General features: G+C 72.0%; 11 protein-coding genes. All 11 read right to left on the bottom strand.

Annotated elements, in window-relative coordinates; all coding sequences use genetic code 11:
• Positions 1 to 19 precede the first annotated feature (19 nt).
• Positions 20 to 1,402: an aspartate aminotransferase family protein gene (locus R4Z62_RS29310; RefSeq protein WP_491521363.1), complete on the bottom strand. Its 1,383-nt coding sequence runs from the start codon at positions 1,400 to 1,402 to the stop codon at positions 20 to 22.
• A complete protein-coding gene (gene dxs, locus R4Z62_RS29305; RefSeq protein ID WP_064536357.1) occupies positions 1,399 to 3,378 on the bottom strand; it encodes a 1-deoxy-D-xylulose-5-phosphate synthase in 1,980 nt (659 codons plus the stop codon). The genes R4Z62_RS29310 and dxs overlap by 4 nt, the downstream gene beginning before the upstream one ends.
• A 30-nt stretch (positions 3,379 to 3,408) precedes the next feature.
• Positions 3,409 to 4,584: a flavodoxin-dependent (E)-4-hydroxy-3-methylbut-2-enyl-diphosphate synthase gene (gene ispG, locus R4Z62_RS29300; protein WP_491521362.1), complete on the bottom strand. Its 1,176-nt coding sequence runs from the start codon at positions 4,582 to 4,584 to the stop codon at positions 3,409 to 3,411.
• A gap of 4 nt (positions 4,585 to 4,588) precedes the next feature.
• Positions 4,589 to 5,611, bottom strand: coding sequence for an adenosyl-hopene transferase HpnH (hpnH, locus tag R4Z62_RS29295; protein WP_491521361.1), 1,023 nt, complete (start codon positions 5,609 to 5,611; stop codon positions 4,589 to 4,591).
• 5 nt (positions 5,612 to 5,616) lie between these two features.
• Positions 5,617 to 6,306: a 5'-methylthioadenosine/S-adenosylhomocysteine nucleosidase family protein gene (locus R4Z62_RS29290; protein WP_064536356.1), complete on the bottom strand. Its 690-nt coding sequence runs from the start codon at positions 6,304 to 6,306 to the stop codon at positions 5,617 to 5,619.
• Positions 6,306 to 8,330, bottom strand: a complete 2,025-nt coding sequence (gene shc, locus R4Z62_RS29285; protein ID WP_064536355.1) for a squalene--hopene cyclase — start codon at positions 8,328 to 8,330, stop codon at positions 6,306 to 6,308. The genes R4Z62_RS29290 and shc overlap by 1 nt, the downstream gene beginning before the upstream one ends.
• A 113-nt stretch (positions 8,331 to 8,443) precedes the next feature.
• A complete protein-coding gene (locus tag R4Z62_RS29280) occupies positions 8,444 to 9,517 on the bottom strand; it encodes a polyprenyl synthetase family protein (protein WP_237305459.1) in 1,074 nt (357 codons plus the stop codon).
• A 74-nt stretch (positions 9,518 to 9,591) separates the two neighbouring features.
• A complete protein-coding gene (hpnE, locus tag R4Z62_RS29275) occupies positions 9,592 to 11,097 on the bottom strand; it encodes a hydroxysqualene dehydroxylase HpnE (RefSeq protein WP_382848110.1) in 1,506 nt (501 codons plus the stop codon).
• On the bottom strand, positions 11,094 to 11,234 hold the full coding sequence (locus tag R4Z62_RS29270; RefSeq protein ID WP_389597245.1) for a DUF6380 family protein: 141 nt from the start codon (positions 11,232 to 11,234) through the stop codon (positions 11,094 to 11,096). Before R4Z62_RS29270 ends, hpnE begins: the two co-directional genes overlap by 4 nt.
• Complete coding sequence (hpnD, locus tag R4Z62_RS29265; RefSeq protein ID WP_064536353.1) at positions 11,234 to 12,184, bottom strand: presqualene diphosphate synthase HpnD; 951 nt, start codon at positions 12,182 to 12,184, stop codon at positions 11,234 to 11,236. Before hpnD ends, R4Z62_RS29270 begins: the two co-directional genes overlap by 1 nt.
• Positions 12,181 to 13,077 carry a squalene synthase HpnC gene (gene hpnC / locus R4Z62_RS29260; RefSeq protein WP_491521360.1) on the bottom strand — a complete coding sequence of 299 codons (897 nt, stop codon included), beginning with the start codon at positions 13,075 to 13,077 and terminating at the stop codon, positions 12,181 to 12,183. Before hpnC ends, hpnD begins: the two co-directional genes overlap by 4 nt.
• Positions 13,078 to 13,325: the final 248 nt, after the last annotated feature.

Here is a 13,325-nt window from a genome sequence, read left to right as displayed (position 1 = left end):
GGCAGGGCCCCGGCCGCGGCTACCGGTTGGCCACCGCCTGCTTGACCAGCGTCTTCCCGAAGTCCCACATCAGTCCGCCGCCGTGCGCGTCGTCCATCACCGCGGTGAAGGCGTCCACGAACCGGTCCACGTCCGCCTCGTCGATCACCAGCGGCGGGATCAGCTTGATCACCTCCAGGTGGTCGCCGGAGACCTGGGTGAGGATCCGGTGGCGCTGGAGCAGCGGGACGACCACCATCTGCGCGAACAGGCCCTTGCGGGCCGCCTGGAGCATGGTCCAGCGCCCGCGCAGCTTCAGCGACTTCGGCCGGCCGAACTCGATGCCGATCATCAGGCCCCGGCCGCGTACGTCGGCGAGCAGCTCGTACTTGTCGGTGAGCGCCGCCAGCCGGGACTTCAGCAGGTCGCCCACGGTCCGCACATGGGCGACGGTCTGCTCGTTCTCCATGACCGACAGCACCGCGAGGCCCGCCGCCATGGCCTGCGCGTTGGAGCCGAAGCTCGCCGAGTGCACCAGCACCCGGTCGATCGAGGAGTAGACCTTCTTGAAGATCCAGTCCCTGCCGAGGGTCGCGCTCACCGGCACATAGCCGCCGGAGAGGGCCTTGGCCACGCAGACCAGGTCCGGTTCAACGCCGGCCTCGTGCTGGTAGGCGTAGAAGTCGCCGGTGCGGCCGAGGCCGGTCTGCACCTCGTCGGCGATGAGCAGGGCCTTGTGCCGGTGCAGCAGCTCCTGCGCCGCCCGCAGATAGCCGGACGGGGTCTCGTGCACGCCCTTGCCCTGGACGGGTTCCACGATCAGGGCGGCCACGTCGCCCTTCTTCAGTTCCCGGGCGAGCGCGTCGAGGTCGCCGAGCGGGACGGCGGTGTCGGGCAGCAGCGGGGCGAAGCCGTCACGGAAGCCCTCCTCGCCGTTCACGGAGAGCGAGCCGGTGGTCAGGCCGTGGAAGGAGTGCTCGCAGTAGAGGATCCGCTGTCTGCCGGTGGCGCGGCGGGCGAACTTGAGCGCGGTCTCGACCGCCTCGGTGCCGCTGTTGCCGAAGAACACCCGGTCCAGGTGCGGACTGTGGGCGAGCAGCCGCTCCGCCAGCAGTCCGGGCAGCGGCTGGCAGTCGAAGCGGGTGAGGTCGGCGAGGCCGGCGTCCAGCACGTCGTGCAGGGCCTTGCGGACGACCGGGTGGTGCCGGCCCAGGCCCATCACGCCGAACCCGGCGAGCATGTCCAGGTAGTCGTTGCCGTCGGCGTCCCAGAAGTGGGCGCCCTCGGCCCGTTCGTAGACCTTGTCGAAACCGATGGTGTGCAGCATGCGCGGCAGCTGGTGGTTCAGGTGCTTGCTGTGCAGCTCGTAGCGCTCGGCGCCGCGCTCGGCCAGGAGGGCGCCGAGGTCGAACTCCGTGGTCATTCAGTTTTCTCCTTGACTGCCATGACGGCCCCGGCCGGACCGGCGGCCTCGCCGGCCGCGGCGGGTTGCTGCGCGGGAACGGTCCGCTCCGGCCGGGTCCCGCCGCCGTCCCGGACGGCCGGGCTCGCGCCGATCCGGCCGGCGATCTCCACCGGGGTCAGCCCGATGTCGGCCAGCACCTCACCGCGTTTGGCGTGTGCGAGGAACTGCTCCGGGACACCGAACCGCCGCACCGGTACGTCCACATCGGCGTCGCCCAGGGCCAGGGCCACCGCGGAGCCGACCCCGGCGGCGCGGCTGTTGTCCTCGACCACGGCGACCAGCCGGTGCGCGGCGGCCAGCTCCGGCAGCGCCGGGTCGACGGGTTTGACCCAGCGGGGGTCGACGACCGTGCAGCCGATGCCGCGCGCCTGGAGCAGCCCGGCGGCCTGGAGGCACACCGGCGCCATCACGCCGACGGCCACCAGCAGCACGTCGGGCCGCTCCGCCCGGTGCAGGACGTCCATGCCGCCCACCCGGTCGACGGCCGGGATGTCCGGACCCACGGACTCCTTGGGGAAGCGCACCAGCGTCGGCGCGTCGTCCACCGCGACGGCCTCGCGCAACTGGGCGCGCAACTGCCCGGCGTCGCGCGGCGCGGCGATCCTGAGACCGGGCACGACCTGGAGGATCGACATGTCCCACATGCCGTTGTGGGAGGCGCCGTCCACACCGGTGACCCCGGCCCGGTCCAGGACGAAGGTGACCCCGCACCGGTGCAGCGCCACGTCCATCAGCACCTGGTCGAAGGCACGGTTGAGGAAGGTGGCGTAGACGGCGACGACCGGGTGCAGTCCGCCGGTGGCCAGGCCCGCCGCGGAGACCGCCGCGTGCTGCTCGGCGATGCCGACGTCCCAGACCCGGTCCGGGAACCGCTCGGCGAACGCGCCGAGGCCCACCGGATGCAGCATGGCCGCCGTGATGGCCACGACGTCCTCGCGCTCCTCGCCGATCCGGACGATCTCCTCGCCGAACACCGAGGTCCAGGACGGACCGCCGGACGGGGCGAGGGGCGCGCAGGTGAGCGGGTCCATCGCACCGACCGTGTGGAAGTGGTCCGCCTCGTCGGCCAGGGCGGGTTCGTAGCCGCGGCCCTTCTCGGTGAGGCAGTGCACGAGCACCGGGCCGCCGAAGCGCTTGGCGCGGCGCAGCGCCGACTCCAGGGCGCGCACGTCGTGGCCGTCGATCGGGCCGAGGTACTTCAGGCCCAGGTCCTCGAACATGCCCTGCGGTGCGAAGGCGTCCTTGAAGCCCTTCTTCGCGCCGTGCAGCGACTCGTAGAGGGTGCCGCCGACGACGGGGGTGCGCTGGAGCAGCTCCTTGCCCCAGGCGAGGAACTTCTCGTAGCCGTCGGTGGTGCGCAGGGTGGCCAGGTGGTTGGCGAGGCCGCCGATGGTGGGCGCGTAGGAGCGCTCGTTGTCGTTGACGACGATGATCAGCGGCCGGTCGCGGGCGGCGGCGATGTTGTTCAGCGCCTCCCAGGCCATGCCGCCGGTGAGCGCGCCGTCCCCGATGACGGCGACGACATGCCCCTTCTCCCCTTGCACGTCACGCGCCTTGGCGAGGCCGTCGGCCCAGCCGAGCGCGGTCGAGGCGTGGCTGTTCTCGATGATGTCGTGCTCGGACTCCTCGCGGGAAGGGTAGCCGGACAGGCCGCCCTTGCCGCGCAGCTTGGAGAAGTCCTGACGTCCCGTCAGCAGCTTGTGCACATAGCTCTGGTGGCCGGTGTCCCACAGGATCCGGTCGGCCGGCGACTCGAAGACCCGGTGCAGTGCGACGGTGAGTTCCACCACGCCCAGGTTGGGCCCGAGGTGACCGCCGGTCCTGGCGACCGCGTGCACCAGGAAGTCGCGTATCTCACCGGACAGTTCGCCGAGTTCCGCCTCGGACAGCGCCTTCAGGTCGCGTGGTCCCCGGATCGTCTCCAGAATGGTCACGCTGGGCCCCCTCTCGGTCCGTGCCGTACGTCAACTCACCGTCACCGTGGGTGTTCCGGTGGCGGCGGGGGCGTCTGCCGCGACGCCGTCTGCCTCCATCTGCTCGGCCAGCTTCATGGCCTCCTCGATCAGGGTCTCCACGATCTTCGACTCGGGCACCGTCTTGATGACCTCGCCCTTCACGAAGATCTGCCCCTTCCCATTGCCCGACGCCACACCCAGATCCGCCTCACGCGCCTCACCAGGACCGTTCACCACACAGCCCATCACCGCGACCCGCAACGGCACCTCCATGCCCGTCAGACCCGCCGTGACCTCCTCCGCCAGCTTGTACACATCCACCTGCGCCCGCCCGCACGACGGACACGACACGATCTCCAGACCCCGCTGCCTCAGATTCAGCGACTCCAGGATCTGGATACCGACCTTCACCTCCTCGGCCGGCGGCGCCGACAGCGACACCCGGATCGTGTCCCCGATCCCCTGCGACAGCAGCGCACCGAACGCCACCGCCGACTTGACCGTCCCCTGGAACGCCGGACCCGCCTCCGTCACCCCCAGATGCAGCGGATAGTCGCACTGCTGCGCCAACTGCCGGTACGCCTCGATCATCACGACCGGATCGTTGTGCTTCACCGAGATCTTGATGTCCCGGAAACCATGCTCCTCGAACAGCGACGCCTCCCACAGCGCCGACTCCACCAGCGCCTCCGGCGTCGCCTTCCCGTACTTCTGCAGCAACCGCCGGTCCAAAGACCCCGCGTTCACCCCGATCCGCACCGGCGTGCCATGATCCTTCGCCGCCCGCGCGATCTCCCGCACCTGATCGTCGAACTTCTTGATGTTCCCCGGATTCACCCGCACCGCCGCACACCCCGCCTCGATCGCGGCGAACACATACTTCGGCTGGAAATGAATGTCCGCGATCACCGGGATCTGCGACTTCCGCGCGATCACCGCCAACGCATCCGCATCATCCTGCGTCGGACACGCCACCCGCACGATCTGGCACCCCGACGCCGTCAACTCCGCGATCTGCTGCAACGTCGCACCGATGTCCGACGTACGCGTCGTCGTCATCGACTGCACCGACACCGGGGCCCCGCCCCCGACGGCCACCGGCCCGACCTGGATCTGCCGCGACACACGCCGCGCGGCGACCGGCCGGGCCGGTACCTCGGGAACGCCCAAGGAAACGGCCGTCACGGCGTCAGTTCCGGTTTCCCGAGACGGTCTCGCGCATGGCGCGCAGGGACTCCTTGAGGGAACCCATGGTGGCGAGGACGGCGGTGGGCTCGTAGCCGCAGTGCGCCATGCAGTTGGCGCAGCGCGGGTCCTTGCCGCGGCCGTACTTGTCCCAGTCGGTCTTCTCGACGAGTTCGCGGTACGTCGGGACGTAGCCGTCGCTCATCAGATAGCAGGGACGCTGCCAGCCGAAGAGCGAGTAGTTCGGGATCGCCCAGGCGGTGCACGGGAAGTCGACCTTGCCCTCCAGGAAGTCCAGGAAGAGCGGGGAGTGGTTGAGCCGCCAGCGCAGCCGGTTGCCGCCCGAGAACGCCTTCTTGAACAGCTCGCGGGTCTGCTCGACGCCGAGGAAGTGCTCCTGGTCGGGGGCCTTCTCGTAGGCGTAGGCGGGCGAGATCATCATCTCGTCGACCTTGAGGTCGTCGTTGAGGAAGTTGAGCACCTCGATGATGGTCTGCGGGGTGTCGGTGTTGAAGAAGGTGGAGTTGGTGGTCACCCGGAAGCCGCACCGCTTGGCCTCCTTGATGGCGGCCACGGCCTCGTCGAACACCCCCTCCTTCGCCACCGACTCGTCGTGCCGTTCGCGCAGGCCGTCGATGTGCACGGCGAACGCGAAGTAGGGCGACGGGGTGAACTTGTCCATCTTCTTGCGCAGCAGCATGGCGTTGGTGCACAGGAAGACGTACTTGCGCTTGGCCACCAACTGGCGGACGATCTCGTCGATCTGAGGGTGCATCAGCGGCTCACCGCCGGCGATGGACACCATCGGCGCACCGGACTCCAGCACCGCGCCCACGGCCTGGGCCACGGGCATGCGCTGCTTGAGCACCCCGGCGGGGTGCTGGATCTTGCCGCAGCCCTCGCACTTCAGGTTGCAGGCGAAGAGCGGTTCCAGCTCCACGATCAGCGGGAACTTGTCCCGCTTGCGGAGCTTCTGTTCGGCCAGATATGTAGCGACCTTGATGGACTGGCGCAGCGGCATGGCCATCTGGCTCACCTCCTGGGGAGCAGCACATTACGGTGCCATTCGAAGAAAGTAGGGAGGACGGCACGGAGAACGCGGAAGGCTGATATTCCACCGCGCACCGTGCCGATGCGTACGAGTTCGTGTTCCGGAGCGTCCACGACCACCCGGACGGCCGCAACCGGGCGCTCGCCCGTGCGGACGGCGCCGAGCAGCGTGGCCGCCGACTCCATGTCGACCGCGATGGCACCGGTGGCGAGCAGATCGGACCGCTCGGGACCGCGGACGACGTGGTCGGACCCGGTGACGGGCCCGGTGTGCACCCTGCGGCCGGGCAGGGTGCGGGCGAGTTCCTTGACGAGCAGTTCGGTACCGACGCAGGCGACGGTGCCGCGCGGGTCCCGGGTCTCCTCGGCGACGACCAGGTCGCCGGGGTGCATCCCCGGGGCGAGGCCGGCGCAGAAGCCGGTGGCCAGCACGGCGGACCGGTCCCACGCCGGGTCGGCCAGGGCCCGGGTGACGGAGCGTTCCGCCGCCCGGGGTCCCATGCCGGTGCGCAGGACGGTGACCGGCCCGGCGCCGGAGCGCCGGTCCGTACCGTCCGCGGTGCGCCGCCGGCCCGCCCGCCGGGCGCCGCGGTCACCGCTGCGCAGGGCGAGGTGCTCGATGCCGAGCGCACAGGCGATCAGCAGCGGGTCCGGGGCGGGCCGGGTGCTCATCAGCTCCCCTGCGCCTCGGCGCGGGGCCGGTCGGCCCGTGCCCGGTCGGCGAAGGGTTCACCGTGCACGTACCGGCCGAGCGCGGTGAGCGGGAAGACCTGCCGGTAGAGGTGGTAGTTGATGGAGAAGTCCCAGGGGAAGCCGGTCCCGGTGAAGTACGGCTCGTCCCAGGAGCCGTCCTCCCGCTGGGTGTCGGCGAGCCAGCGCACGCCGCGTTCCACCGCCTTGGAGTCCCGCTCGCCGGCCGCGAGCAGCGCCATCAGCGCCCACGCGGTCTGCGAGGCGGTCGAGGCGCCCTTGCCGCTCCACTCCGTGGAGTCGTGGTAGGAGCGCAGGTCCTCGCCCCAGCCGCCGTCGTCGTTCTGCACCCGCTCCAGCCAGGCCACCGCGCGGCGGATCGCCGGGTGGGAGCCGGGCAGACCGGCCGCGGTCAGGGCGGGCACCACGGAGCCGGTGCCGTAGACGTAGTTGACGCCCCAGCGGCCGAACCAGGAGCCGTCCGGCTCCTGTTCGTCCAGCAGCCAGCGGATGCCGCGCCGGGTGCGCGGGTCGTGGGCCAGGCCCTCGACGGCCAGCATCTCCACGACGTGCGCGGTGACGTCGGCCGACGGCGGGTCGATGACCTCGCCGAAGTCGCAGAACGGCAGCCGGTTGGGGAAGGGGCTGGTGTTGTCGACGTCGAACGCGCCCCAGGCGCCGTTCTTCGACTGCATGCCGAGGTTCCAGCGCACCCCGCGGCCGATGGCCTTGTCGACGCGCTCCGGGTCGTGGTGGCGGACCCGGCGCAGGGCCAGGACCACCTCGGCGGTGTCGTCGATGTCGGGGTAGTTGTCGTTGTGGAACTCGAACGCCCAGCCGCCCGGGGGCAGTCCGGGCCGGCGCACCGACCAGTCGCCGGGGCGCACGATCTGTTCGCCGAGCATCCAGTCGGCGGCCTTGACCAGTTGCGGATGGTCGGCGGGCAGCCCGGCGTCGGCGAGCGCGATGGTGGCCAGACAGGTGTCCCAGACCGGGGACTGGCACGCCTCGATCATCCGGGCGCCGTCCTCGCGCCAGACCGTGAAGCGGTCCAGCGACTCCAGACCGGCGCGCATCACGGGGTGGTTGAGGTCGTAGCCCATCAGATGCAGGGCGATGACCGAGTACACGGCGGGCGGCTGGATGCCGCCCCAGCAGCCGTCGTTCTCCTGCCGTTCGATGATCCAGCGCACGGCGGAGTTCATCGCGGCCCGGCGCAGCCGCTTCGGCGCCACCTTGCGGAACATCTGCAGGCCCAGGTCCAGGCGCTGGAAGACGCCGTCCCAGCTCGCCGCGGGGGCGAGCGGCCGGGGCGGGTTGGGCCGCAGCGGATCGGTGTGCAGCTCGTCCAGCGGGAACGGCGCGGGACGCACCGGGCGCTTGGCCGAGACGATGGTGAGCGGCACGATGGTCTGCCGGGCCCAGCAGCCGAAGTCGTAGATGTTGAGCGGCATCCAGTCGGGGAAGTAGATCAGCTCCGGAGGCATCTCCGGCAGGTCCTCCCACTTCCACCAGCCGAACAGGGCGAGCCAGATCCGGGTGAACACCCGGGCGGCGGCGATGCCGCCCCGCTCGCGGATCCAGGCGGACGCCCTCGCCATGTGCGGGGCGTCGGGCGCGTCGCCGGCCAGCCGGAGGGCGACATATGCCTCGATGGTGGTGGACAGCTCCCCCGGGCCGCCGTGGAAGGTGGCCCAGGTGCCGTCCGCGCGCTGCTCGCCGCGGATGAAGAGCGCGGCGGCGCGGGTGGTCGCCTCGTCGGCGATCCCCAGGAACTGGCGCAGGAGCAGGTCCTCGGCGTCCATCGTGACGTTGGTCTCGAGGTCGCCCTTCCACCAGCCCTCGGCGTCCTGCTGCGCGAGCAGGAAGTCGGTGGCACGCCGGGTGGCGTGTGCGGCGGCTTCTTGTACCCCGGCCGTCACGGGGGTGGTGAGTACGGTTTCGCTGGCCGCGGCAGCGCGGGACGGCAGTGTGGCCCCGGTGCTTCCGTCGGTCGTCGCTGTCATGGCTTCCCCTTCGTGCAGTCGTGCAAGTCGTGCTGCTGTGGGTCCGCCGTCGACCGGTGCCTGAAACCTTTCGGCACCGGCCGGCGACTACGCGAGGGTGGGTGCGATAGTGATCATCTCTTTCGTACGACGACGAAGTCGGCGAGCGCCGCGAACGCGGACCTGACCTGGTCGGGCATGTTCACGGAGTCGAGGGCTTCGATGGCGATGGTGTGCTGACGGCGTGCCTCCTGGGCGGTCCACTCGCGGCCGCCCGCCTCCTCGATCAGGGCGGCGCGGGCCGCGAACTCCTCCTCGGAGAAGTTCTCGAAGTCGCTGCTCTTGGCGTCGGCGGCGAGGATCTCGCCGAGCCGCTCGGAGGCTTCTCCGCCCGCCGCGAGGGCGGCCACCACCGGCAGGGACTTCTTGCGCTGGCGCAGATCGCTCCAGGTCTGCTTGCCGGTGGACTCCGGGTCGCCCCAGATGCCGAGGAGGTCGTCGACGGCCTGGAACGCCAGGCCGAGGTGGTAGCCGTACTTCTCCAGGGTGTCGGCGGTCGCGTCGTCCGCGCCGCCGAGCACCGCGCCGATGGAGCTGGCGCAGGCGAGCAGGGCGCCGGTCTTGTTGCCCTCCATCTCCAGGCACTCCTCGACGCTGACCCGGTCGCGGTGCTCGTAGGAGATGTCTTGGGCCTGGCCGTCGATCAGGGCGCGGGTGGCCGCGGTGAGGCGGCGGGCGGCGCGGCCCGCCTCGACGGTGCCCAGCTCCAGCAGCACCTCGTTGGCGAGCGCGAACAGGGCGTCGCCGACCAGGATGGCCTGGGCGGGGCCGTGCACCTTCCAGACGGTGTCGCGGTGGCGGCGCTGCTCGTCGCCGTCCATGAGGTCGTCGTGCAGCAGGGAGAAGTTGTGGACGAGCTCGACGGCGACCGCGCCGGGCACCCCGGCCTCGGGGGCGGCGCCGGTGACCTCGGCGGAGAGCACCGCGAGGGCGGGGCGCACGGCCTTGCCGCCGTCGCCGTGGGCCGGGTTGCCGGCGGCGTCGATCCAGCCGAAGTGGTAGGCGGCGACGGTGTCCATGGGAGGGGCCAGGCGGTCGACGGCCTCCCGCAGGACCGGGGTCGCCAGGGTCCGGCCGCGCTCCAGGAGCGCGGTCACGTCCACCGCGGTCTGCCGAGCGGCCGGCGAGGCCGGGGGCACAGTGGGCACAGTCTCTCCTATTGTCGCGGTGCCGGCGGTGCCGGCGGCGCCGGCAGTACCGGCTGCGGGCTGCTGGTCGACCTTCACCGGATCCCCCCTCGCTGGGCGGCGCCGGTCTCTCCCGGTTGTCGGCCGGGGCCCCGGGGGGTGTCCCCGGTGGCAGTGCGGTGGGCCGTCTCCTTCAGGGCGAACAGACGGCTGGGGCGGGGCCGGCCCAGGGCGCGCAGCGCGGCGTCCGCCGCGCCGACGCCGCTGCGGACCGCGCTCTCCATGGTCGCGGGCCAGCCGGTGGCGGTCCACGCGCCGGCCAGGTACAGGCCGGGCGCCTTGGTGCGGGCGCCGGGACGCAGCCGTCCGACGCCCGGGGTGGGAGCGAACGTGGCCGTGCGCTCGCGGGTGACGAAGAAGTCCTTCACCTCGGCGCCGCGCGAGCGCGGCAGCAGCCGGCGCAGCTCGGGCAGGTAGCGCTCGCGCAGCTCGGCCACCGGGGCGTCGATCTCGTCCTGCGCCACCGACTGGGACAGCGCCAGGTACTGGCCCTGCTTCAGGCCGGAGGCGTCGGTGCGGTCGAAGACCCACTGCACGGGGGTGCCGAGGGCGGCGACGAAGGGCCGGCCGAGGACCTTGCGGTCGTAGACGACGTGGACGTTGAGGATGGGCGCGGTGCCGATGTCCAGGAGCCGTTCCGGGGCGTCCAGGGCGCCCGGCGGCAGCAGTTCGTACGCCTCGCGCTGGGGTACGGCGAGGACGACCGTGTCGGCTTCCAGGGTCTCGCCGGGAACCTGGACGCTCCAGCGGCCGTTCTCGTGGGGGGAGACGGAGGTGACGCGTGTACGGACCTCGGTACGGACGCCCGCGGAGTCGAGCGCCCTGCGGGCCAGGCGGTCGTGCAGTTCGCCCAGCGGGACGCGGGCCCAGCCGATGTCGGCCGCGCCCGGGTCGGACAGCAGACCGGTCTTGAACACCATCGCGGCCAGCCCCAGTGAGGCGTCGGAGGCGACCGCGTTGAGGGTGGCGACCCCCACGAGGTCCCACAGTGCCTCGACGGCGCGGGGCGACTGGCCGTGCGCGGCCAGCCAGCTGCCGAAGTCCTGGGTGTCCAGCGCGGGATCGGTGGGGTCCAGCGCCTTGAGGGCGAGCGCGGCGCGGCCGACCCTGGCGCGCTCGGCGAGCGAGAGATGCGGATAGGTGGCCAGGCTGCGCCCGAGGTGCAGGGGTACGGGCAGCGGGTCGCGGCGCAGCCTGCCGAGCCGGCGTCCCTCGGGTCTGGCGGCGTCCAGGACGGGCACGTCGAGCCGGTCCTGGAGCGGGGCCAGCGCGGCGCCCTCGATCCGGTCGAGGAACCAGCGGTAGGCGGTGCAGCAGCGCAGGTAGACGTGCTGGCCGTTGTCGACGGTGAGGTCACCGCGCCGGAAGGAGAAGGCGAGGCCGCCCAGACGCGGTCTGCTCTCCAGCAGCGTCACGCGCACCCCGGCGTCGGCGAGGGCGAGCGCGGAGGTCAGGCCGGCGAGGCCGCCGCCGACGACGACGGCGTGCCGTCCGGGCGCCGCCGCCGTCCGGTCGCCGTCCGGTCGCGTCCCGTCGGTCATCGTGCGCCCTCCCCTGTACGTCCGCCGCGGTGGGCGCGTGCTCCCCGGCCGGCCGTCGCCGTCAGTGACGCCGTCGGGCACCCGAAGGTTGCCCGCCGGGGCGGGCCCGCGTGCCGCCCTGTGGTCGAGGTGCCCATCAGGCACGCCTCCTGACGGTCTGCCGGGTGACGTGCCGGGTGTCCAGGCCGGACAGTCCGCGCACGGCGACGTACGCCTTCTCGCGGCCGGGCAGGGAGACCCGGCCGCGCAGCACGGCCTCGGGTTCGCGGGCGATGCGGTCGAGGAGCCGGCGGTAGATCCCGGCCATGGCGGCGACACAGGCGCCGCTGCGCCGGTCCAGCATGGGCAGCAGCTGGTAGCCCTCGGCGAACAGGGCGCGGGCGCGCCGCACTTCGAAGTGGACCAGGCCGGCGAAGTCGGAGCCCTCCGGCGGGGTGGAGCCGCGGAAACCGGCCGAGCAGCCGAACTTGGCCAGGTCGTCGGCGGGCAGGTAGGTGCGGCCGCCCTCGGCGTCCTCGCGGACGTCGCGCAGGATGTTGGTCAGTTGCAGCGCCAGACCCAGCGTGTCGGCGTACTCGGGGGCGCGCTCGGCGCCGCGCGCGCCGGGCTCGGTGCCGAACACGCCGAGCGAGAGCCGTCCGATGGCCCCGGCCACGCACCGGCAGTAGACCTTCAGGTCGTCCCAGGTCTCGTACGTCTCGCCGCGCACGTCGGCGAGGACTCCGTCGATGAGTTCGTCCAGGCCGCCCAGCGGGATCGGGAAGGTGCGGGCGGCGTGGGCGAGCGCCACGGCGACGGGGTCGGTGTCGTCGTCCTCGACGCCGCCCTCGCGGATCCGGTCGAGCAGGGCCCGGGTGTCCTGCAGCCGGACGGCCTTGACGTCGTCCGCCAGCGCCCCGTCGCCGATGTCGTCGACCCGCCGCGAGAACGCGTACAGCGCCGACATCGCGCGGCGCTTGGGCGCCGGCAGGAGTCTGATGCCATAGGCGAAGTTACGGGCCTGCTGTCCGGTGACGGCCTCGCAGTAGCTGTAGGCGGCGAGTACCGGTGCGGACGCGTGCTGTTCCGACTCCACGGACCGGATCACCCCTCTCCTCGCAGAGTCACGCCCACCTCGCGCAGCAACTGGACCTTGCCGGGCTTGGGCGGGCCGGGAAGTACGTCGTATTCGGCGGCGGCGATCGCGCGGACCGCCGCCCTCCCTCCCGCCACGAACCCCGCGAGCAGCAGCTTGAGTCTGCCGTGGACGCTACCCACCAGGGGGGCGCCTTCATTCAGGAGTTCACGGGCGCGTTCGGCTTCGTACGCGACCAGCGCGCGCACCGATGCGCCCGCGGTGGGTGTGGCGAGGTCCGCCTCCTGGACGTGGAAGCGCTTCATGTCCGAGGCGGGCAGGTAGATGCGGTCGCGGGCGAGGTCCTCGGCGACGTCCTGGAGGTGCTCGACGATCTGGAGGGCGGTGCAGATCGCGTCGGAGCGGCGGATCCGCTCGGGGGTGGAGGTGCCGGTGACGGCGAGGACGAGGCGGCCGACGGGGTTGGCGGACAGCTCGCAGTAGGCGAGCAGGTCGTCGTAGGTCTCGTAGCCGGCGACGAGCTGGTCCTGCCGGTTGGCGGCGATCAGGCCGAGGAAGGGCTCGGGGGTCAGCGCACAGCGGCGGACCGTGTGCTGGAGGCGGCGCAGCAGGGGGTGGCGCGGGGTGCCGTCGAAGACCCGGCGCAGGTCGGCCTCGAAGGCGTCGAGGAGGGCGAGGCGGTCCTCGGCCTGCTCGGGCGTCACGCCGAGCAGCCGGGCGTCGGCGCCGCCGGGGGCGAGGTCGCCGTCGCCGATGTCGTCGACCAGACGGGCGAAGCCGTAGACGGCCATGAGGTCGGTGCGCCAGGCGCGGGGCAGGAAGAACGGGGCCACGGGGAAGTTCTCGCCCGCGGCCTTGTCGAGGGTGGCGCGTTCCGGATCGGGCGCCTCATTCCTCCGCGTCATCGTCCGCTGCCCGGCACGGGGACGGCACATGCTCCGTTGAGCAGGGGAGTTTCCGTAGCCATTGCCGTCACATCTCCCGTTCTACACTGCCGACCCAAGACACACTATTTCGGACACGCCGCCCGGCCCTTCGCGGGAGCGGCCCGGCGGAGGGTGTCGCGCATTATCTCCCCACTTGCCGCTTTCCGGGACCGGTACAGCTTACGTTGTACAACGCCGGGGGTCGCAGGGGGGGTGTCCCGCAGATC

The organism is Streptomyces sp. PL-25 (assembly GCF_058344915.1).
The sequence above is the reverse complement of the archived record's forward strand: the minus strand, read 5'-3'. Positions and strand labels throughout refer to the sequence as shown.

Bases quoted from the DNA above. Each gene is read 5' to 3' on its own strand.
- hpnC (WP_491521360.1), bottom strand. From the start codon at position 13,077: ATGACGCGGAGGAATGAGGCGCCCGATCCGGAACGCGCCACCCTCGAC.
- hpnH (WP_491521361.1), bottom strand. From the start codon at position 5,611: ATGGCCATGCCGCTGCGCCAGTCCATCAAGGTCGCTACATATCTGGCC.
- shc (WP_064536355.1), bottom strand. From the start codon at position 8,330: ATGACAGCGACGACCGACGGAAGCACCGGGGCCACACTGCCGTCCCGC.
- R4Z62_RS29270 (WP_389597245.1), bottom strand. From the start codon at position 11,234: ATGGGCACCTCGACCACAGGGCGGCACGCGGGCCCGCCCCGGCGGGCA.
- R4Z62_RS29310 (WP_491521363.1), bottom strand. From the start codon at position 1,402: ATGACCACGGAGTTCGACCTCGGCGCCCTCCTGGCCGAGCGCGGCGCC.
- R4Z62_RS29290 (WP_064536356.1), bottom strand. From the start codon at position 6,306: ATGAGCACCCGGCCCGCCCCGGACCCGCTGCTGATCGCCTGTGCGCTC.
- hpnE (WP_382848110.1), bottom strand. From the start codon at position 11,097: ATGACCGACGGGACGCGACCGGACGGCGACCGGACGGCGGCGGCGCCC.